Origin of the sequence: Rhodococcus sp. KRD197, assembly GCF_017168235.1 — a bacterium.
Taxonomy (GTDB): domain Bacteria; phylum Actinomycetota; class Actinomycetes; order Mycobacteriales; family Mycobacteriaceae; genus Rhodococcoides.
Window position 1 is genome coordinate 614082 of record NZ_JABFAO010000002.1, and the last position, 19477, is coordinate 633558.

The 19477-nt window shown below is 65.2% G+C and carries 19 protein-coding genes; 9 read left to right on the top strand and 10 right to left on the bottom strand.

Translation table 11 applies throughout. The features are described from left to right. Positions 1-72 precede the first annotated feature (72 nt). Positions 73-2427, bottom strand: a complete 2355-nt coding sequence (locus J1M86_RS05095) for a transglycosylase domain-containing protein (RefSeq protein WP_075838465.1) — start codon at positions 2425-2427, stop codon at positions 73-75. A gap of 360 nt (positions 2428-2787) precedes the next feature. On the opposite strand from J1M86_RS05095, the gene J1M86_RS05100 reads away from it, so the two are divergent. Then, a complete protein-coding gene (locus J1M86_RS05100; RefSeq protein WP_075838464.1) occupies positions 2788-3111 on the top strand; it encodes a WhiB family transcriptional regulator in 324 nt (107 codons plus the stop codon). Positions 3112-3148: 37 nt separating this feature from the next. Here the strand turns inward: J1M86_RS05100 and J1M86_RS05105 are convergent, their stop codons facing one another. From J1M86_RS05105 to J1M86_RS05115, 3 genes are read right to left on the bottom strand one after another with little or no spacing between them, the layout of a single operon-like run. Next, positions 3149-4279 (bottom strand): ArsA family ATPase, encoded by a 1131-nt coding sequence (locus J1M86_RS05105; protein ID WP_206509031.1) that lies wholly within the window; start codon positions 4277-4279, stop codon positions 3149-3151. Then, positions 4276-5283 carry an ArsA-related P-loop ATPase gene (locus J1M86_RS05110; RefSeq protein WP_206509032.1) on the bottom strand — a complete coding sequence of 336 codons (1008 nt, stop codon included), beginning with the start codon at positions 5281-5283 and terminating at the stop codon, positions 4276-4278. The genes J1M86_RS05105 and J1M86_RS05110 overlap by 4 nt, the downstream gene beginning before the upstream one ends. 49 nt (positions 5284-5332) lie before the next feature. Further along, a complete protein-coding gene (locus J1M86_RS05115) occupies positions 5333-6718 on the bottom strand; it encodes a wax ester/triacylglycerol synthase domain-containing protein (RefSeq protein ID WP_206509033.1) in 1386 nt (461 codons plus the stop codon). A 50-nt stretch (positions 6719-6768) separates the two neighbouring features. Here J1M86_RS05115 and J1M86_RS05120 point away from each other — a divergent pair, with 50 nt between their 5' ends. Further along, complete coding sequence (locus J1M86_RS05120) at positions 6769-6936, top strand: DUF4177 domain-containing protein (RefSeq protein WP_075838463.1); 168 nt, start codon at positions 6769-6771, stop codon at positions 6934-6936. Further along, the gene (locus J1M86_RS05125) at positions 6933-7397 is read left to right on the top strand and encodes a RidA family protein (RefSeq protein WP_206509157.1); all 465 of its coding nucleotides are present in this window, start codon (positions 6933-6935) and stop codon (positions 7395-7397) included. The genes J1M86_RS05120 and J1M86_RS05125 overlap by 4 nt, the downstream gene beginning before the upstream one ends. Here the strand turns inward: J1M86_RS05125 and J1M86_RS05130 are convergent. Further along, positions 7350-8243, bottom strand: a complete 894-nt coding sequence (locus J1M86_RS05130) for a Gfo/Idh/MocA family protein (protein WP_206509034.1) — start codon at positions 8241-8243, stop codon at positions 7350-7352. The genes J1M86_RS05125 and J1M86_RS05130 overlap by 48 nt on opposite strands. Positions 8244-8277: 34 nt before the next feature. On the opposite strand from J1M86_RS05130, the gene J1M86_RS05135 reads away from it, so the two are divergent. Further along, positions 8278-9060, top strand: coding sequence for an MBL fold metallo-hydrolase (locus J1M86_RS05135; RefSeq protein WP_206509035.1), 783 nt, complete (start codon positions 8278-8280; stop codon positions 9058-9060). Here the strand turns inward: J1M86_RS05135 and J1M86_RS05140 are convergent. Together J1M86_RS05140 and J1M86_RS05145 are read right to left on the bottom strand one after the other, a co-directional pair. Continuing rightward, positions 9057-9731, bottom strand: a complete 675-nt coding sequence (locus J1M86_RS05140) for a Crp/Fnr family transcriptional regulator (RefSeq protein ID WP_019662947.1) — start codon at positions 9729-9731, stop codon at positions 9057-9059. The genes J1M86_RS05135 and J1M86_RS05140 overlap by 4 nt on opposite strands. 223 nt (positions 9732-9954) lie before the next feature. Continuing rightward, a complete protein-coding gene (locus J1M86_RS05145; RefSeq protein ID WP_075838459.1) occupies positions 9955-10206 on the bottom strand; it encodes a hypothetical protein in 252 nt (83 codons plus the stop codon). Positions 10207-10367: 161 nt separating this feature from the next. On the opposite strand from J1M86_RS05145, the gene nth reads away from it, so the two are divergent. The 4 genes from nth to J1M86_RS05165 are packed head-to-tail and all read left to right on the top strand — an operon-like array spanning position 10368 to position 13637. Beyond that, the gene (gene nth / locus J1M86_RS05150; protein WP_241259664.1) at positions 10368-11054 is read left to right on the top strand and encodes an endonuclease III; all 687 of its coding nucleotides are present in this window, start codon (positions 10368-10370) and stop codon (positions 11052-11054) included. Further along, entirely contained in the window at positions 11051-11710 is a 660-nt protein-coding gene (locus J1M86_RS05155) for a TlpA disulfide reductase family protein (protein WP_206509037.1), read from the top strand. The genes nth and J1M86_RS05155 overlap by 4 nt, the downstream gene beginning before the upstream one ends. 14 nt (positions 11711-11724) lie before the next feature. Next, a complete protein-coding gene (locus J1M86_RS05160) occupies positions 11725-12450 on the top strand; it encodes a CoA pyrophosphatase (RefSeq protein WP_075838508.1) in 726 nt (241 codons plus the stop codon). Then, complete coding sequence (locus J1M86_RS05165; protein WP_075838458.1) at positions 12447-13637, top strand: MarP family serine protease; 1191 nt, start codon at positions 12447-12449, stop codon at positions 13635-13637. Before J1M86_RS05160 ends, J1M86_RS05165 begins: the two co-directional genes overlap by 4 nt. A 48-nt stretch (positions 13638-13685) precedes the next feature. Here the strand turns inward: J1M86_RS05165 and J1M86_RS05170 are convergent, their stop codons facing one another. From J1M86_RS05170 to acs, 3 genes are all read right to left on the bottom strand, one after another. After that, positions 13686-14633, bottom strand: a complete 948-nt coding sequence (locus J1M86_RS05170; protein WP_206509038.1) for an alpha/beta fold hydrolase — start codon at positions 14631-14633, stop codon at positions 13686-13688. 21 nt (positions 14634-14654) lie between these two features. Continuing rightward, the gene (locus J1M86_RS05175) at positions 14655-15191 is read right to left on the bottom strand and encodes a phage holin family protein (protein ID WP_139318027.1); all 537 of its coding nucleotides are present in this window, start codon (positions 15189-15191) and stop codon (positions 14655-14657) included. Between the two features lie 134 nt (positions 15192-15325). Beyond that, positions 15326-17269 carry an acetate--CoA ligase gene (gene acs, locus J1M86_RS05180; RefSeq protein WP_206509039.1) on the bottom strand — a complete coding sequence of 648 codons (1944 nt, stop codon included), beginning with the start codon at positions 17267-17269 and terminating at the stop codon, positions 15326-15328. A 490-nt stretch (positions 17270-17759) separates the two neighbouring features. On the opposite strand from acs, the gene J1M86_RS05185 reads away from it, so the two are divergent. Beyond that, positions 17760-19379, top strand: coding sequence for an ABC transporter substrate-binding protein (locus J1M86_RS05185; protein WP_307786527.1), 1620 nt, complete (start codon positions 17760-17762; stop codon positions 19377-19379). Positions 19380-19477 lie beyond the last annotated feature (98 nt).

Consider the following 19477-nt stretch of genomic DNA (forward strand, 5'->3'; position numbering starts at 1 on the left):
GTGCACCTGGGTCACTCCGCAGGCTGCGCTCCTGACCCTCCATGTATTTCCGCGCACATGCGGCGAAGCTGCCTACCGGGGCACGGTCAGCCCGGGAATCGCCGGTATCTGAATCGGCGGCAGCTCCGGGAGCTCGATGTCGGGCCGTGCCGGGTTGGCCGGTGCGGGAGGAGCCTCCCGCACCGATCCGTCGCTGACGTAGATCGTGATGGTGGATCCAGGGATCGCCGAGCCGGAGGGCGAGATCCCTGTGACGGTTCCCCGTGAGGACGAACTGGCCGTCATCACGGCTGTCACCTGGAAGCCTGCACCCTGCAGCGTCGAAGTTGCCGAGCTCTGGGTCTGACCGGTGACGTCGGGGACCTGCCCGTTGGCCGAACCACGGACGTACTTCTGATCCACCGGCGGCAACTCGACCGAACCGAAGTTGTTCGCGACGGGGTCAATGGCCTGGAACCAGGTACGAGCGGGCTCGTTACCGCCGAAGAGGTTGCCCGAGCCGCACGGTCGTAGTGGGAACGAGCAGATCTCACCGGGCGTCGGTGAGTCGCCGTAGGTGTACACCGCGGCGGCATAGCGATTGGTGAAGCCGAGGAAGCCGGAGGACATGTGCGACTCGGTGGTACCGGTCTTGCCGCCCATCGGCAGTGTCCAGCCGACCGAACCGGCAGCCGACGCCGAGGTGCCGCCCGCTTGATCGTCCTTGCTCATTGCGTTCATGAGGGTGTTGGCCAGGCCGGGCTCGACGACCTGCTCGCAGGGCTGCTGCGTGAGGGGCACGGGCTGGCCTTCGCGGTCGTAGACCGAATCGATGGGGGTGGGTGGGCACCACTTGCCGCTCGAGGCCAGCGTCGCAGCCACGTTCGACAGCTCCAGCGGGTTCACCCATGTCGGCCCGAGGGTGTAGGAACCGAGGTTCTGCGACTTCTGGAAGTCCGCCATGGACTGATCGTCGAAGCCCGAGGTGCCGGGGTTGGCGTAGGACCGCAAGCCCAGCCGTACGGACATGTCGACCACAGGGCTGACCCCGACCGACTCGATGAGCTTGACGAATGCCGTGTTCGGGGATTGGGCGAGGGCATCGGTGATGGACAGCGACGCCGGGTAGTTGCCGGCATTCTCGACGCAGTAGGTGTTGGCAGGGCACCCCGGTGCGCCACCGTCACCGAGACCCTTCACCTCGGCGCGACGCGGCACCTGCAGCGTCGCGCTGGTACCGAGGCCGCGCTCCATCGCTGCAGCCGTGGTGAAGACCTTGAAGATCGAGCCGGCACCGTGGCCGACGAGTGTGTAGGGCTGCGGCTGCACCGTCTCGTTGGTGTCGGCGTCGAGGCCGTACGTACGGCTGCTGCCCATGGCGAGAATCCGGTGCGAGTCCTGGCCCGGAGCGATGACGTTCATGACGGTCGCGACGCCGTTGAGGGTGGGGCTGGAATTCCCCACGAGCGCGGCCTTGGTCGAATCCTGGACCGCCGGGTCGAGGGTGGTGCGGATCAGGTAGCCGCCCTTGTCGATCTGTTCCCTGCTGATGCCGGCGTCGGCCAGGTACTGCAGTGCGTAGTCGCAGAAGAAGCCGCGGTCCCCTGCGGCGATGCAGCCGCGGGGGAGTGTCTGAGGAACAGGGAGCACGCCGAGCGGCTCGGTCTTGGCCTGCCTGAACTCGTCGGCTCGTTCCGGAATGTTCTCGATCATCGTGTCCAGCACGACGTTGCGTCGTTCGGTGACGCCCTGCTCGTTGGTGTACGGGTTGAGCGCCGAGCTCGACTGCACCATGCCCGCGAGCATCGCCGACTGCTTTGCGTCGAGGTCGCTGGCGTCGATGCCGAAGTAGGTCTGTGCGGCGTCCTGGATGCCGAACGAGGCGTTGCCGAACGGTACGAGGTTCAGGTACCGGGTGAGGATCTCGTCCTTGGTCAGTTCCTTGTCCAGCGTCAGCGCCATCCGGATCTCGCGGATCTTGCGAGCGGGAGTCGTCTCGATGGCGGCACGTCGCTCGGCGTCGGTCTTGGCGACGACGAGTAGCTGGTAATTCTTGACGTACTGCTGGTCGAGGGTGGACGCACCTTGCTCGACCTGACCGCTCGTGGTGTTGGTGAGGAAGGCGCGCAGCGTGCCCTGCCAGTCGACGCCCTGGTGCTCGGCGAATCGCCGGTCCTCGATGGAGACGATCGCCAGTTTCATCTGATTGGAGATCTGATCGCTCGGGACTTCGAATCGGCGTTGCTCGTACAACCAGGCGATGGGATTGCCCGCCGAGTCGACCATCGTGGACACGGCAGGCACCGTGCCCTCGACGAGTTCGGCCGACACATTGTCGACGGTGTCCGCCGCGCGGTTGGAGGCGTAGCCGAACCCGCCTGCCAACGGAAACATCACTCCGGCCAACAGCGCACCCGCAAGTGCGGAACATCCGGCGAGCTTCGCCACGGTTTTTCCAACTGACACGTAGGACAGCGTACGTGGGCCCCTGCGGGTCTCCCACGAATCGGGTCGTTCAGTCGGCTCGAGGACTGCCGTGCTGATTCTCGCGAGGGGTCCCGCTCATCTGAGCGGAGTCGGTCTTCGGCGTCGAACCGCAGGTCGAGACGGTCGTACCAGAAATTTGCTCATCTCGTCTTGCGTTCGACGCTCAATTTCCCTAAATTATGGACACGGTGTGATTCACATAACACTTGTATATGAATGTGGGGCAGCTCCTAGATCCATGTGCTTCAAGCAGTGGAGAACAGGGTTTTTGAGCTTGTGGAACGTTCAGCGAGAACGTTCGAATTGCAAAGGGGATCCGCAATGCACACAACGGCAGCACCTACGCGGCTAGATGTGGAAGAAGCAGAAGCACGCATTGCGTGGGTGACACAGGCTCGGTGCAAGGGCACGGACCCGGACCAGCTTTTCGTTCGGGGGGCAGCGCAGCGCAAAGCTGCAACCATTTGTCGACACTGTCCAGTTTTGATGCAGTGCGGAGCCGACGCGCTCGACAACCGCGTCGAGTTCGGGGTGTGGGGTGGAATGACCGAGCGTCAGCGGCGGGCGTTGCTCAAGCAGCACCCGGAGGTCGACTCCTGGTCGGAGTTCTTCGAGTCGCAGCGCCAGCAGCAGACCGCTATGTGACCCTTTCCCAGCGCAGCTGGGCCCAGCGAGGCGGGCGTCAGGCCGACCGGGTCAACTGGTCGGCCACCGCACGCAGGGCATGCAGATCCGACACCTCGAACGGTAGCGAGGGAACTCCGACGATCGGAACCCTCGGATGGGCAGAGGTGAACCGGCGGAGCATACGAAGCTCGCGTGCGGCTGTGACCGCGCGGGCCGCGTGAATGCGCAGTACGGCGGCGGTGAGTGCGGCGCCGGAGGTATCGGTTTCGTCGAGCAGATCGGCGGCCGTGACTGCGTGGTCGGCAGGCAGGTCCGCCAGGGTGGGGTGCGTCCGGTTCAGAACCAGGCCCGCCAGCGGCATGCCCTCGGAGCTGAGTCTGTCGACGAAGAACGCGGCCTCACGCAGCGCATCCGGTTCGGGTGCCGCGACGACGAGGAAGCTGGTCCCGCTCTGGCGCAGAAGCTGGTAGGTGTGGGTCGCGCGTTCCCGGAAGCCGCCGAACATCGAGTCCAGCGACTGCACGAACGCCGACGCGTCGGAGAGCATCTGGCTGCCGATGACCGTCGAGACTCCACGCAGGGCCAGGCCCATCGCGCTTGTCACCAGCCTGGTGAGCCCGCGACCGGGTGCCATCAGTAGTCGAATGAATCGGCCGTCGAGGAACGATCCGAGCCGCTGCGGGGCGTCGAGGAAGTCCAGCGCATTGCGCGAGGGCGGGGTGTCGACGACGATCAGATCCCAGGTCGAATCCGCGGCGAGCTGTCCGAGCTTCTCCATCGCCATGTACTCCTGCGTGCCCGAGAACGACGAGGCCACAGTTTGATAGAACGGATTGGCCAACACCTGCTCGGCCTTCTCCGGCGTCGAGTGCTCGATGACCATCTCGTCGAACGTTCGACGCATGTTGAGCATCATCGCGTGCAGCTCGCCCGTTGTGCCCTCGGGAAGTTTCACCGGCTGAGGCGAATTGTCGAGCTCGTCCACCCCCAGCGCCTGAGCGAGTCGACGCGCAGGGTCGATGGTGAGAACGACAACCTTGCGGCCGCTTTCAGCGGCGCGCAGCGCCATCGACGCAGCCGTCGTCGTCTTTCCGACGCCGCCGGCGCCACACACGACCACGATGCGAGAGGACTCGTCGAGCAGAATTTTCTCGATGTCGAGTACGGGAGCTGCAGTACGCGTCATTTCACACCCTGTTCCTTCAGTTCGGCTGCGAGCTCGTAGAGTCCGCCGAGGTCTACGCCGTCGGCGAGCATCGGCAGGTACAGACGCGCGGTGTCGAGTTCGTCGAGTTGGGCCCCGCTGTCCACCTGCGCGGCGAGTGTCGAGGCGTGCTCGATGGTCTCGGTCAACAATCCCGCGAAGTCGTTGTCCGAGAGTGTTATCCCGGACTTGTCCAGTCCACTCCGAATGGCCTGAGCGTCGAGCGAACCTTGGGCGGCCTCTTGGAGTTCCTCCGGTGTGAGGTACGTCGGCTCGGTCCGGTTGACGATGACGGTGCCCAATCGCAGGTCAGCTGCCTCGAGTTCACGCGCAGCGTCGGCGGTTTCCTGAACGGGCAACGCCTCGAGCAACGTGACGAGGTGCACGACGGTGTCCGCCGAGTGCAGCAAACGCACGACGCCTTCGCTCTGCGAACGCACCGGCCCCCCCTTGGCGAGATCTGCCATCGCCTTGGTGACGTCGAGGAAGTTTCCGATGCGTCCCGTCGGCGGAGAGTCGACGACGACTTCGTCGTAGACCCGCGATCCGAGCTGGTCGGTGCGGACGACGCATTCTTTGACCTTTCCGGTCAACAGCACGTCGCGAAGCCCCGGCGCGATGGTCGTCGCGAACTCGATGGCCCCGATCTTGCGCATCGCTCGACCGGCGAAGCCGAGGTTGTAGAACATGTCGAGATACTCGAGAAAGGCGGTCTCGATATCGATGGCCAACGCGAAGACCTCGCCGCCACCTTCAGCGGAGGCCACACGAGTCTCGACCGGCGGGAGCGGCGGTACGTCGAAGAGTTGGGCGATGCCCTGTCTTCCCTCGACCTCCACGAGCAGGACGCGCCGGCCGTCGGAGGCCAGCGCCAGTGCCAGCGCGGCGGCAACCGTCGACTTGCCTGTCCCACCTTTTCCGGAGACGAAATGCAGTCTCGCCGCTTCGGCCTTGTCCGGCCAGCCATGAATCCTTGGTGTACCCACATCACGACCATATAGACGAATCAGTCACCGGCTTGCCAGGAACATGCATTCAGTTCGGCACCGTGGTTGCCTCCAGGACGTCTGCCACTGCTTTTTCGAGAAACTCCACATAGCGCGCGTGGTCGGGGAAGGTCTCAGGGCAGGCGGTGACGCATGCCGTCACCGTGTTCCCGATCCCGTAGAAGCCGTGCGAGAGAGACCTGGCGGGCCCGAGCATCGGAAAACCGGCCGTCATTATCGGCCGAGCACCGCACAGTTCGATCCCTGCGTCGCCACGATCGACGCTGACGACGGTGACATTGGTCAGTACCGCCTCGGGCAGGTCGTGGCTGGGTCTTGCGTGCTTGGCTCCGCGCCTGCGGAACGCGAGGAAGATCGGCGCGGGAATCTTGTTCTCGGCTCTGATCCACCTCGTCAGCAGCGGATCTACCACTGCGGTGCGGGCAGCGGACAGTGACGCGCGGATCGCCCCGGCTCGCTCGGTGAGATCGTCGATCTCGACGTGCAGATCGACGCTGCCGTTGACGATCCGGTTGACGGCCGGCCACCGAACTTCCTCGGGAAGCGCCATCGGAACCAGTGCATTGAGCGAGTCCGGGGTCGTGTCACCGGCGTCGGCGAGGTATCGATCCGTCGCCAGGGATACCGCGGTGAGTGCGCATGTGGTGACCGAGAAGCTCGCGCGCCGGAATGCACCTGGCGGACAGGCGATCATGTGGACCACGCGGCTGCGCATCGGTGCGGCGTTGCCCCGGACGGCGGGCCTGGCCGCGTCGCGGCTCGTCGGCTCGACACCGTGGGCGCGAACGAATGCGCGGCGCGCTCGCGCGGCCCCCACCCGCGCGGCGAGGAGGCGGTACGGCAACTCGAGAAGCGAGGACACCGCGTGCGGAAGCTGCGTTCCGGGCGCGGCGGCAACAGACCCGGTGGTGGGTCCGCTGGGGAGCGTCGGTGTGAACAGCAACCGCGCCAGACGCGAGGCACCACGGCCGTCGGTCAACGCATGGCTGACCTGAAACACCACAACGGCAGCTTTCCCGTCGGCATGGGGAACTCCCTCGACATCGCACGCAACATGAACGCGCCAGGGTGCTTCGGCGGCATCGACGGGGATCTGCACCAGGCCCTCGACCGCCCGGGGAACGTCTTCCCACGTCTGCGAGGGCAAGTCGACCACCCGAGAACGCAGCGATGCACCGTCGTGAATTCGATCGTCGTGAACCCACCGTGGGTAGTCGAGGTTGCCGGGCACCTCCTGCAGCCGGGTGAGGAGTTCCGGAACGCGAGCGGCGCGGGAGCAGACGAACTCCGCGATCTCCTCGAACGAGGCCGGCGCATCCCCGGGCCAGCCGAACGCCAACAGAACGTACTGGTCTCGGGAAAGGTCTTTCGATGCGTAGTGGAATGCGGCATCGATGATGTCGAGACGGCTCACAGCCCCGACCCTCTCACAGTGAAACTGCCGCCCGACTAGGCTCACGGTTCATGAGCGAAAAAGTCATCTGGGAGTACTTCTCCGCACCGGTCCTGATTCATGCCACCAAGCAGATACTCGACAACTACGGTTCCGAGGGCTGGGAGCTGGTGACCATCATGTCGGGACCCAACGGCGGCGACTCGTTGGTGGCCTACTTCAAGCGCCCCAAGTCCTGAGCGCCGTGACCAGCTGGAGCGAGCGACTCACCGAGCTCGGCATCGAACTGCCTGCCGTAGTCCCGCCGTTGGCCGCATATGTTCCCGCAGTGCAGACGGGTTCGCTGGTGTACACGGCCGGTCAGCTACCGATGGTGGCGGGCAAGCTGACGCACTCAGGAAAAGTCGGTGCCGATGTCACGGCCGAGGACGCGGCCGACGCGGCACGTATCTGTGCGCTCAACGCGCTGGCTGCAATCGACTCTCTCGTCGGGGTCGACGCGATCAAACGTGTGGTCAAGGTGGTCGGCTTCGTGGCGTCCGCTCCCGGCTTCACCGGTCAGCCCGCGGTGATCAACGGGGCGTCGAACGTTCTCGGCGACATCTTCGGTGATGCAGGCAAGCACGCACGCTCGGCCGTGGGCGTGGCCGAACTACCGCTGGGCGCGGCAGTCGAGATCGAGCTCATCGTCGAGGTGTAGACGACACGCGTGCAGTACCTCTTGCAGGTGCAGACCCCGCTGGACGGAACACGGGTGATCGACACCAGCGGCGACCGAGGCGAGAAACTCGTCGAGCAGCACGCGGAAACATTCCGTGGACGATGCGGGACGGTCGGTCAACGAGAGCACCCCGGCCGTGCCGCTGAGTTCGACCCTGAACAGGGATGGTCGCACTGGTGTCGCGAGGGACAGGTGCGAGGTACTCATCGCGCCGTTCGAGTGTTTCAGCACCACCGTCCACGCATCGGCGGACTCACCTCGATGACAGAGTGCGACGTCGACGATCGGCCCCAGGGTGAGATCGAGTAGGTCGAACATGTGCGGGCCGATATCGAACAGTGCGCCCTCGCGGTGTCGCCACGGCGAATTCGAATACTCCCCACCCAGCACCGAACCGGACAGCCAGGTGCCCGAGCCTGCGCTCCAATCGCCAGCACGGGCCCGGTCCAAGAAAGCACGCGTTTGCGGTGCGAACCGCAGCGTCAGCGTCACCATCGAGCGCACATCTGCCCTCGCGACTGCGTCGGCAAGGTGGGAGGCGTCCTCGAGGGTCGCAGCGATCGGCTTGTCGAGCAGCACGTGCTTGCCCGCATCGGCAGCTGTGACGGCCATCCCCGCCTGCACCTCGGGCGGAACGGCGAAGGCGACGGCCTCGACCTCTTCCAGCATCGCGTCATAACTTTCGAACACCGGCGCCCCCATGCTCGCGGCGGCATCGGGTCGGCGTGCCCACACCCCGGCGAACTCGATATCCGGATGAGCCTGCAGCGACGGTGCCTGCGTGGCACGCGCCCACGGCCCCGCGCCTACCAAACCGACCCTCATGTCCCTAGGGTACGACTATGACTCTGGAGCGATCATGACTCTCGCGCACCCGGCCTACGGTCGGCTCCGGCAGGTAACGGACACTGCGGCAGTGCTACTGGCCGACAACCCGGGCAGGATGACCCTGGACGGAACCAACACGTGGGTGCTGCGGGCGCCGGGCAGTGAGGACTGCGTCGTCGTCGATCCCGGTCCCAAGGAATCCGGCCACCTGGACGCGGTGGCCGCGACGGGCAACGTTGCACTGGTGCTGGTCACCCACCGGCACCGCGACCACACCGCCGGGCTGAAACGGTTTCATCGCAAGACCGGCGCGCCGATCCGCGCGCACTCCGGGGAGTTCCTGCACGGCGACACCGATCCGCTCGTCGACGGCGAGGTGATCGACGCGGCGGGAGTGTCCATCACGGTACTTTCGACGCCGGGGCACACCGCCGATTCACTGAGCTTCGTACTCGACGACGCCGTCCTCACCGGTGACACGATTCTCGGACGCGGTACGACGGTGCTCGATCCCCAGGACGGCTCCCTCGGCGACTATCTGACGTCGCTGGACCGCCTGGAAGAAGCCGGGGCCGGGAAGATGGTGCTACCGGGGCACGGCGCGGAGGTGCCCGATACCGCCGAGGTGGTGCGCTTCTACCGATCGCACAGGCTCGAACGCCTGGCGCAGGTTAAAGCAGCACTCGACGAGCTGGGCGAGGACGCGAAGCCCATGCAGGTGGTCAAGCACGTCTACGCGGATGTGGACAAGAAGCTGTGGCCCGCTGCACGCATGTCCGTCAAGACGCAGCTGGCCTACCTCCGTCAGAACTAGCGCGCTCGGCGGGCGAGTCGCTCGGAGTCGGAGATGAGCACGCTCTTGCCTTCGAGCCGGAGCCAGCCACGGTGCGCGAAATCGGCGAGGGCCTTGTTGACCGTCTCGCGTGAAGCACCCACCAACTGGGCGATCTCTTCCTGCGTGAGATCGTGCGTGACGCGCAGTGACCCGGCTTCCTGGGTGCCGAAGCGCTGAGCAAGCTGCAACAGCGCCTTGGCGACACGACCGGGAACGTCGGTGAAGATGAGGTCGGCGAGATTGTTGTTGGTACGACGAAGCCGACGCGCGAGGACACGAAGCAGCTGCTCTGCGATCTCAGGGCGCTGATCGATCCAGGCCTTGAGGGCGTCGCGGTCCATGCTGACCGCGCGGACCTCGGTCACCGTGGTGGCGGTGGACGTACGGGGCCCGGGATCGAAGATCGACAGTTCACCGAACATGTCCGACGGACCCATGATGGTCAGCAGGTTCTCGCGACCGTCCGGAGAGCGGCGTCCGAGTTTGATCTTGCCGGAGACGATGATGTAGAGCCGATCACCTGGCTCGCCCTCGTTGAAGACCACATGGCCTCGGGGAAAGTCCACTGGCTGCAACTGCTTGGTCAGTGCTGCAACCGCAGAGGGTTCGACTCCTTGGAAGATGCCGGCCCGTGCCAGGACGTCGTCCACTTGCGCTCCTTTAGGGGGATGTCGCCGCCGCAGTCACCTGCGCCGACGAAAGGCGTTTCTCGCAACGCGAACCTCGAGACTCTCGACTCGTGGAACACGCGTGTATTCAAACATGACCAATATCTCGGTGAAGTCTACGTCGCGAAGGTCGAATCCGAGTGATCGACGCCACGGGCGCGCAGGAACATATCGAACGCAATGCCTGCGGTCGGCTCGAAAACGGTCAACTCGCGCGCTGATCAGCCATCTCGTCGATGGTGGCTACGCCACGCTTGCGGTTGTTGAAACGATCGAGAGCGTGCGGGAAACCTTCGTTGGCGAGTGTCGCGACCTCGGACGTGCTGGCCTTGTCGAGGAACTCCTGAACCTCTTGTTCGCGGACCCCGAGCTTGCTGAGGCGGAACTCCACTCGCTCCATGGCGAGGGAGAACAGCATCAGCAGTACTGGAAAGAGCACCACGGCGAGTCCTTGCATACCGAGCAGTAAACACCGGAAAGGTCTCGATAAGAACACAGCGCCAATTCGTTGCAGATTCTTGTCCGTACAGTTGTGGGGTGAAATCGACCGTCCCTCCTGCGCGCGAGGTGCGCAAACGCGAAGAGACGAAACTGGGGCTCGTCCGCCGAGCCCGACGCATGAATCGTGAGCTCGCGCGGGCATTTCCGCATGTCTACTGCGAACTCGACTTCACGACGCCGCTCGAACTCGCCGTCGCGACGATCCTGTCTGCGCAGTGCACCGACAAACGCGTCAACATGGTTACGCCAGCTCTGTTCGTGAGATATCGCACTGCCCGCGACTACGCCGAAGCCGACCGCACCGAGCTCGAGGAGTACATCCGCACTACGGGCTTCTACCGCAACAAGACCAACTCGCTCATCGGACTCGGTTCGGCGTTGCTCGAGAAGTTCGGCGGCGAAGTACCAGCGAATCTGAAGGATCTCGTCACCCTGCCGGGAATCGGCCGAAAGACCGCCAACGTCGTCCTCGGCAACGCCTTCGATGTCCCCGGCATCACCGTCGACACGCATTTCGGCCGGCTCGTGCGGCGCTGGCAATGGACGGACGAGGAAGACCCCGTCAAGGTCGAACACGCGGTCGGGGCGCTCATCGAACGCAAGGAATGGACCCTGCTCTCGCATCGGGTGATCTTTCATGGCCGACGCGTGTGCCACGCCCGCAAACCGGCCTGCGGCGTATGCATCCTCGCCAAGGACTGCCCGTCGTACGGGCTCGGCCCCACCGACAAGGCTGCCGCGGCGGCCCTGGTGAAGGGACCCGAAACCGACCACCTCCTGCAACTGGCAGGAGTGGACTCGTGACCGGTTCCGCGGCTCGGTGGTCGCTGGCGGCTCTGCTCGTCGTCGTCGCGCTGATCTTCGCGATCTGGCCACGCGGGGAAGATCCCGGGACAGCCTCCCCGGAGATGGGCCGAGGCGCCCCGATAGTGGAGGAACGGCGCGCTGCCGACACCTCCGAGGCTCTCGCGCCGCTGCGTGAACGCGCGGATCTGTCTGCGTGCCCGACACCGACCAGCGCTGCGGCGAACGACGGTCCGCTGGCTGGACTCGTGCTCGAGTGCATCGGTGACGGCAGTTCGGTGGATCTGGGGCAGGCCCTCGCTGGGCGCCCGGCTTTGATCAACCTGTGGGCGTACTGGTGCGCTCCGTGCGCCGAGGAACTGCCCTACCTGCAGGATTACGCCGCGCAGATGGATGGGCGCCTGACCGTGCTCACCGTGCATCAGGACCGAAACGAGGCCAACGGGCTGGCGAAACTCGCCGATTACGGTATTCGTCTGCCCGGCGTGCAGGACGGTACCGGGCGTACGGCATTGGCCGTCGGCGCGCCCAGTGTCCTCCCGGTGTCGATTCTGATCGACGCGGATGGCACTGTCGTTTCCGTGCTGCCTCAACCGTTCCGCAGTGTCGACGACATCGACGATGCTGTCCGAACCAACCTGGGAATTGCGCTGTGACCCCTCCGGTGTGGCTGCGGCAGGTCGTGGACTCGGTGGGCGGTGAGCAGGGACTGATCGATCCCAACGGCACCAACCCGGTGCTGCAGCGGACCGCCGCCGACGGTGAGCTCACGCGCCACGCATCTGTCCTCGTCCTGTTCGGTGGATCGCGGGAGCCCCATCAGCTCGCCCGCGGTGGCCTACCCGAGGATGCGGACGTCCTGCTGACCCAGCGGGCGTCGACGTTGCGTCAACACAGCGGTCAGATTGCCTTCCCCGGCGGCGCCACCGACCCCGGAGACGAATCGCCCATAGCGACAGCGCTGCGAGAAGCGCAGGAAGAAACCGGTCTCGACCCTCGCGGCGTGCAGCCGCTCGCGACGTTGCCGGGCATCTATGTGCCACCGTCGAGGTTCGACGTCGTTCCCGTCCTGGCCTACTGGCGTGAACCCAGTGCCGTCGGCGTCGTCGACGCGGCCGAGGCCGATCGGGTGATGAGGGTACCGATCAGGACACTGCTCGACCCCGACAACCGCTTCCAGGTCCGCCACCCCCGCGGCTACCAGGGCCCCGCCTTCGCTGTCGACGGGATGCTGGTGTGGGGATTCACCGGCGGTATCCTGGCGGGTCTGCTCGCGGTTTCCGGCTGGGAAACCGAATGGGACACGAGTGATGTGCGCGATCTGGAGGCCAGCTTGGCAGCAGTGGACCAATCAGGAAGTCGTTCGACAGGCTTCCTGACGGGACTGGACCGGTGACGGGCTCCACCTGGGTGGACATCATCGTCATCGGTGTCGCCCTCCTCGCGGCCTCGTCCGGATGGCGGCAGGGTGCGGTGGCGTCGGCGATGGCGTTTCTGGGTGTGGTACTCGGTGCGGTCGCCGGAATTCTCATCGCGCCGCACGTCCTCGACTACGTCGACGGCACGCGACTGCGGGTGATCGTGGGCATCTCGGTGATCATCGCGCTCGTCATCATCGGCGAGGTATCGGGGATGGTGCTCGGGCGGGCGCTGCGCAGCAGTATGCACTCCCCGGGGGCCAGATCCGTCGACAGCGTCATCGGCGCAGGGCTGCAGGGCGTCGCGGTGCTCGCGGCCGCGTGGCTCCTCGCGATCCCGCTGACATCGTCCTCACAGCCCGAGTTGGCCGGCGCGGTTCGCGGGTCGCAGGTGCTGAGCAAGGTCGACGAGGTCGCACCGCAGTGGCTCCGCGAGATACCCAAGGAATTCTCCGCGTTGCTCGATACATCCGGGCTGCCGGATGTCATCGGGCCGTTCGGGCAGACCCCGGTGGCCGATGTCGCACCACCCGACCCGGTACTGCAGGCCAGCTCTGTTGTCGGGCAGCTGCAGCAGAGTGTCCTCAAGATCAGCGGCGTCGCCTCGAGCTGTCAGAAGGCGCTCGAAGGATCCGGTTTCGTCGTCGCCCCCGAACTCGTGATGACCAATGCCCACGTCGTCGCCGGGACCGATGGCGTCACCGTCGACTCCGTCGGCTCGGTGTTCGACGCCGAGGTCGTGCTCTTCGACTCGGAGGAGGACGTGGCGTTGCTGCGAGTCCCCGGACTACGGGCCCCGGTACTGAATTTCCGCGCTGACCCGGCAGCACCGGGCGAGGGCGCGATCGTGCTGGGCTACCCGGGCGGCGGACCGTACACCGCAAGCTCGGCGCGGGTCCGTGAGACGCTCAACCTCAGCGGCCCGGACATCTACCAGACCGGCACCGTGCAGCGGGAGGTCTACACCGTCCGCGGCACCGTCCGGCAGGGCAACTCGGGAGGGCCACTGGTTGCCGCGGACGGGCAGGTACTCGGACTGGTCTTCGGCGCTGCCGTCGACGACCCGGACACGGGCTTCGTCCTCACCGCCTCCGAGATCGCCGACGAGCTCGAGCGCGGAATCTCCAGCCCGGTGGCTGTCGGAACCGGCGCCTGCATCCTGTAAGGCGGCTCCGCCGCATGTGAGTGAAAGTACATAGTGGGCTATGTACTTTCACTCACATGCGCGAAGCGCCTTCAGTATCTGGGCACTGACCTCGTCCGGGGCTTCCTGATGCGCGTAGTGCCCGGCTCCGAGGACGGTGTGCAGCCGCCGCCTCGGTGCCCAGTGCGCGTCCGCCTCGACAGTGCGAGGGAGTATGTACCGATCTTGTTCGCCGCGAATCTGCACCACCGGGATGCTCAGCTCGGTGTCCATCGCCTGCATGAAGCGTCGCCCGTCGGAACGAAACTGGCTGCGGAAGGCCCAGCGTTGATATTCGAGTGCGCTGTGCGCGGCGCCGGGGATACGAATGGCCGAGCGCATCTGCGTCGCGACATCGTCGAACTCCGCGGTGCCGTGCCAGGACGCGCCGGTCCGCAACCGCAGCAGCCGCTCCACCTCGTCACCGTTGTTCTTGGTGAGACCGCGCTCGGGCACGAGGGGAACCTGATAGCTCAGCAAGTGCGACAGCAGTGCGCGCCGCTGTGCTTTGTTCCGCAGGACGGCGCGCCGTAGCGCGATCGGGTGCGGAGAACTGACGAGCGCGATCGAACCCACCATGCGGGGGTGCAGCGCGGCCGTCGCCCAGCACACCAAGCCGCCGTCTGCATGCCCGACGAGGGTGGCCTGGCCGTAACCGAGCGCTCGAATCAGCCCGACGACGTCGCCGGCGAGCGTCCAACCGTCGTAGCCGCGTGGTGGCTTGTCGGAGTCCCCGTAGCCACGTAAATCCACCGCCACCGCGCGGCAGCCCGCCGCCGCCAAAGTCGTCAGTTGATAACGCCACGACCACCAGAAATCAGCGAAGCCATGCAGCAGCACGACGAGCGGCGCGTCGGCGGGGAGGTCGGCACCGTCGGCGGCTGCCTCGACGACGTGAAATCTGATTCCGTTCGCATGGATGTCGCGGTGCTGCCACGGCCCGGCGAAGCGGACCGTGGATGGATCCGGCGCAGTCATGAGGTCCCGAAGCGGAGGGGTCTACTGCTTGTAACCGGGAATTCCCGGAACGGATTGGTGCTGATTCGGCAGCACACTCGACGTCTGCTTGAGCGAATCGATCGTCTTCTCCGGCTTGCGCAGCTTCTTCACTCGCAGATAGCCGAGGAATCCGAGAAGGGCCGCCACCAGCACCATGAACACGAAGACGATCAGGAAAGCCGCCCAGCGCGGCAACCAGATGTCCAGCGTTTCGGCGAGGAAGAAGAAGAAGAAAAACGCACTGAAGGCGAGGACAGCGAGTGCGAGCGCGAAGAAGAGGCTGCCCTGCAGACCCTTCTTGATCTCCCCGGTGACCTCGGCCTTGGCGAGCTCGACCTCGGCGCGCACCAGCGTCGAAACCTGGGTTGTCGCGTCCTTGACGAGGCTTCCGATGCTGCCGGTGCCTGGAGCTCGGTAGTCCGCGTCCGACAACGGGATGGAGGAGATCGTGTGAGGAACTCCGTCCGGGTAGTCAGCTTTACCGTTGCCACGTTTGGTCTGGCTCAACTTCTCGACCCTCCAGTTGCTGATGCTCATCGATTCTCGTCCGGGCTTCGCAATAAGACTAGTGCCGACCCGAGTCGCAGTGCTTCAGGGAGGCGGATTCGACGCCTGTGCGCGGAAATACGACAGTGACCTCGGGTCACTGTCGTATTTCCAAGCACGTGCCGCTAGCGGCCCTTCTTGATCGACTCGAACACCTTGGGATCGACGAGGGTGGAGACGTCGCCGAGCTCGCGGCCCTCGGCAACATCACGCAGCAACCGTCGCATGATCTTGCCCGAGCGGGTCTTCGGCAGCTCGGGCACGATCGAGATCTCGCGCGGCTTCGCGATCGGTGAGATCTCTGTCGACACCTGAGCCTTGAGCTCGGCAATCAACGCGTCACCGGTGTTCTCGACACCGGCGCGCAGGATCACGAATGCCACGATGCCCTGCCCGGTGGTGTCGTCCGCGGCGCCGACGACAGCCGCTTCGGCGACACCGTGGTGGGTGACCAGAGCGGACTCGACCTCGGAGGTGGAGATGCGGTGGCCGGAAACGTTCATGACGTCGTCGACGCGGCCGAGCACCCACAGTGCGCCGTCCTCGTCGTACTTGGCGCCGTCGCCGGCGAAGTACCAGCCCTCTTCGGCGTAGCGGGACCAGTAGGTGTCGCGGTAGCGGTCCATGTCGCCCCAGATGCCGCGCAGCATCGACGGCCACGGCTCGTCCAGGACGAGGTACCCGTTGCCGCCATTGCCCAGCGGCCTCGCCTCGTCGTCGACGATCTTGGCCGAGATACCCGGCAGCGGGGTCATGGCCGATCCCGGCTTGGTGGCGGTGACGCCGGGGAGCGGGGAGATCATGATCGAACCGGTCTCGGTCTGCCACCATGTGTCGACGATGGGGGCGGTTCCGCCGCCGACGACATCACGGAACCAACGCCAGGCCTCGGGGTTGATCGGCTCGCCGACGCTGCCGAGCAGACGGACCGAGGACAGGTCGTGTGCGTCGGGAATCTCCCTGCCCCACTTCATGAACGTGCGCACCAGGGTGGGGGAGGTGTAGTAGATCGAGACCTTGTACTTCTCGACGATGTTCCAATGACGGTGCTCGTCAGGGGAATTGGGGGTCCCCTCGTAGACGACCTGGGTGGCGCGGTTGGAGAGCGGGCCGTACACGATGTACGAATGCCCGGTGACCCAACCGATGTCGGCGGTGCACCAGTAGACATCCTTGCCGGGCTTGTGGTCGAAGACGTTGTGGTGGGTGTAGGAGGTCTGTGTCAAGTATCCGCCGGAGGTGTGAATGATGCCCTTGGGCTTACCGGTGGTGCCTGAGGTGTAAAGGATGAACAGGGGGTGCTCGGCGTCGAACGCTTGCGCCTCGTGCTCCTTCGATGCCTGCGCGACGGTGTCGTGCCACCACAGGTCGCGGCCCTCGGTCCAGGAGACCTCGGAGTCGGTGCGCTTGACCACCAGCACGTGTTCGATCGAACCGGCCCCGTCCACGGCCTGGTCGACGGTGTCCTTGATGGGCGCGGCCTTGCCGCGGCGCCACTGGCCGTCGGTGGTGATGACGAGTTTGGCTTCGGCGTCGTCGACGCGTGAGCGCAGCGCCGTGGCCGAGAAACCGGCGAAGACCACCGAATGCGTCAGCCCGAGGCGTGCGCACGCGAGGATGGAGACGATGGCCTCGGGGATCATCGGCATGTAGATCGCGACGCGGTCACCGGGCACGAGCCCGAGGTCGGTGAGGGTGTTGGCGGCCTGGCTCACTTCGGCGAGCAGGTCGGAGTAGGTGACGTCGCGGCTGTCGCCGGGCTCGCCCTCCCATGCGATGGCGACCTGGTCGCCGTAGCCGTCCAGGACGTGGCGGTCCACGCAGTTGTAGGCGACGTTGAGCTTGCCGTCCGCGAACCACTTGGCGACGGGTGCGTCGGACCAGTCGAGTACCTCGGTGAACGGAGTGTGCCAGTGGAGTCGGCGCGCCTGCTTGGCCCAGAATGCCAGTCGATCCTGCTCCGCCTCGGCGTAGAGATCTGAGGTTGCGTTGGCCTGGGCGGCGAACTCCGCCGTGGGCGGGTAGGAATCTGCCGCAGTCTCCGGTGCTCCGGATGTACTGGTCGTCATCTCGAATAGCTCTCTCTCGTCCGTCGATCTCGCTCGTTGGCCCCGTCACGTCACCCGCAGAACACACCGGCGAATCCGGGCTGAGCCGGTCGGCCAAGGTCCCCTGCGGGAGCTCTTGTGAGGGTAGTCACATGTGAGCGTCATCGCACCGTTGCAGCGCCCTGCAACCCTGTGATCTGCGGCGATCGGTAGCTTCTGCGCGGTGGACGGTAGGAGGGCTCTAGTCCCCGACCCGCTGTCGTGCCGTGAACTCCGAAGCCACGAAAAACAAGTTGCCGAAAAGTTTCGGCCGTGTTTCGGCTCGTTCGTCGTGCGTGCGAATGTCGGGGGAGTTCGCATGCTCGGTTCGCGATGTGTCTAAAGTCCCTTCCATTGGATCGTTCCGTGGCTTCACCGAGCCACGGTTTGCGATCGCCCACCGATCCTGAGGGCGTCGCGCCCGAGGGACTGAGCACGGTGACCCTGTGCTCACATCTAGATGGAGGATTTTGTGCGAATCAAACGTGCCGCGGTTATCGCCACGGCTGTCCTGACGAGTGCGGGCCTGCTCGCTGCCTGTGGCGGCGACGGTGGCTCGGCGTCGGGAGGAGACGGCATCTACAGCATCTACATCGGCGATCCCGAGAACCCGCTCGTTCCCGGCAACACCACCGAGAGCGAAGGCAGTCAGGTTCTGAAGGCGCTGTTCACGCCGTTGGTCACGTTCAACGACGATGACAACAGCGTCGAGTACGACGGTGTCGCCGAGTCCGTCGAGTCCGAGGACAACGTCACCTGGACGGTCAAGCTCAAGGACGGTTGGACCTTCCACGACGGCACCCCGGTGACGTCCGAGTCCTACACCAAGGCGTGGAGCTATAACGCGCTCAGCACCAACGCATTCGGAGCTTCGTACTTCTTCGAGAACATCGAGGGTTACGACGATCTTCAGGGAGCCGACGGGGCCGAGCCGGCCGCGACCGAACTGACTGGCTTGAACGTCGTCGACGACACGACCTTCACCGTCACCCTCGACGGCCCGTTCGCCATCTTCCCGCTCACACTGGGCTACCAGGCGTTCGATCCGCTGCCCGAGGCGTTCTACGAGGACCCCGACGCGTTCGGCGCTCGCCCGATCGGCAACGGCCCGTTCAAGGCGGACGAGGAATTCGTTCCCGGCCGCGGTTTCACCGTCACCAAGTACGAGGACTACGCCGGCGACAACGCTGCGCAGTCCGAGGGCGTGGAGTTCAAGGTCTATACCGAATTGAACACCGGCTTCAATGACGTGCAGGCCGGTGGCCTCGACGTGATGCTCGACCTGCCCGAGGACGCCTGGGCAACGGCCCGCGACACGTTCGGCGAGAACTACGGTGAACGTCCCCGCCCGGACATCACCTCGCTCGGCTTCCCGACCTACGATCCGCGATTCCAGGACCCGAACGTCCGCAAGGCCTTCTCCATGGCCATCGACCGCCAGGCGATCGCGACAGCAATCTTCACCGATACCCGCACTCCCGCAGGCTCGTTCGCTTCTCCTGTGGTCGAGGGATACCGCGAGGACGCATGTGGAGCGAACTGTGAACTCAATGCCGACGAGGCAAACCAGCTACTCGATGAAGCAGGGTTCGACCGCAGCCAGCCGGTGGACCTGTGGTTCAACGCCGGTGCGGGACACGATTCGTGGATGACGGCGGTGGGCAACCAGATTCGAGAGAACCTCGGAGTGGACTACGCCCTGCGCGGTGACCTCCAGTTCGCGCAGTACCTGCCGTTGCAGGATGCACAGGGCATGACCGGGCCGTTCCGCTCAGCCTGGATCATGGACTACCCGTCGATCTACAACTTCCTTGCCCCGCTGTACTCCACTGCAGCGACCCCACCGGCAGGTAGCAATTATGTCTTCTTCGACGATCCTGCTTTCGACGCTGCTCTGGCAGAGGGCAACAACGCCGAGGACATCGACGCTGCAACTGTGGACTACCAGCGCGCCGAGGACATCCTGATCGATCAGATGCCCGCGACCCCGCTGTTCTACGGGCTGAACCAGGCGGTGTGGTCCGATCGCGTCTCCGACGTGAAGATCGACAACACCGGCAACATCATCGTCGAGGACGTCGTCGTCAACTGATAGCAGACCCCCGGTGGGTGGAAACCGGATCGACCCGGCTTCCACCCACCGGATCTCGTTTTCGAGGGCAGAGATCGATCTCTGCCCCCACCTGCGCC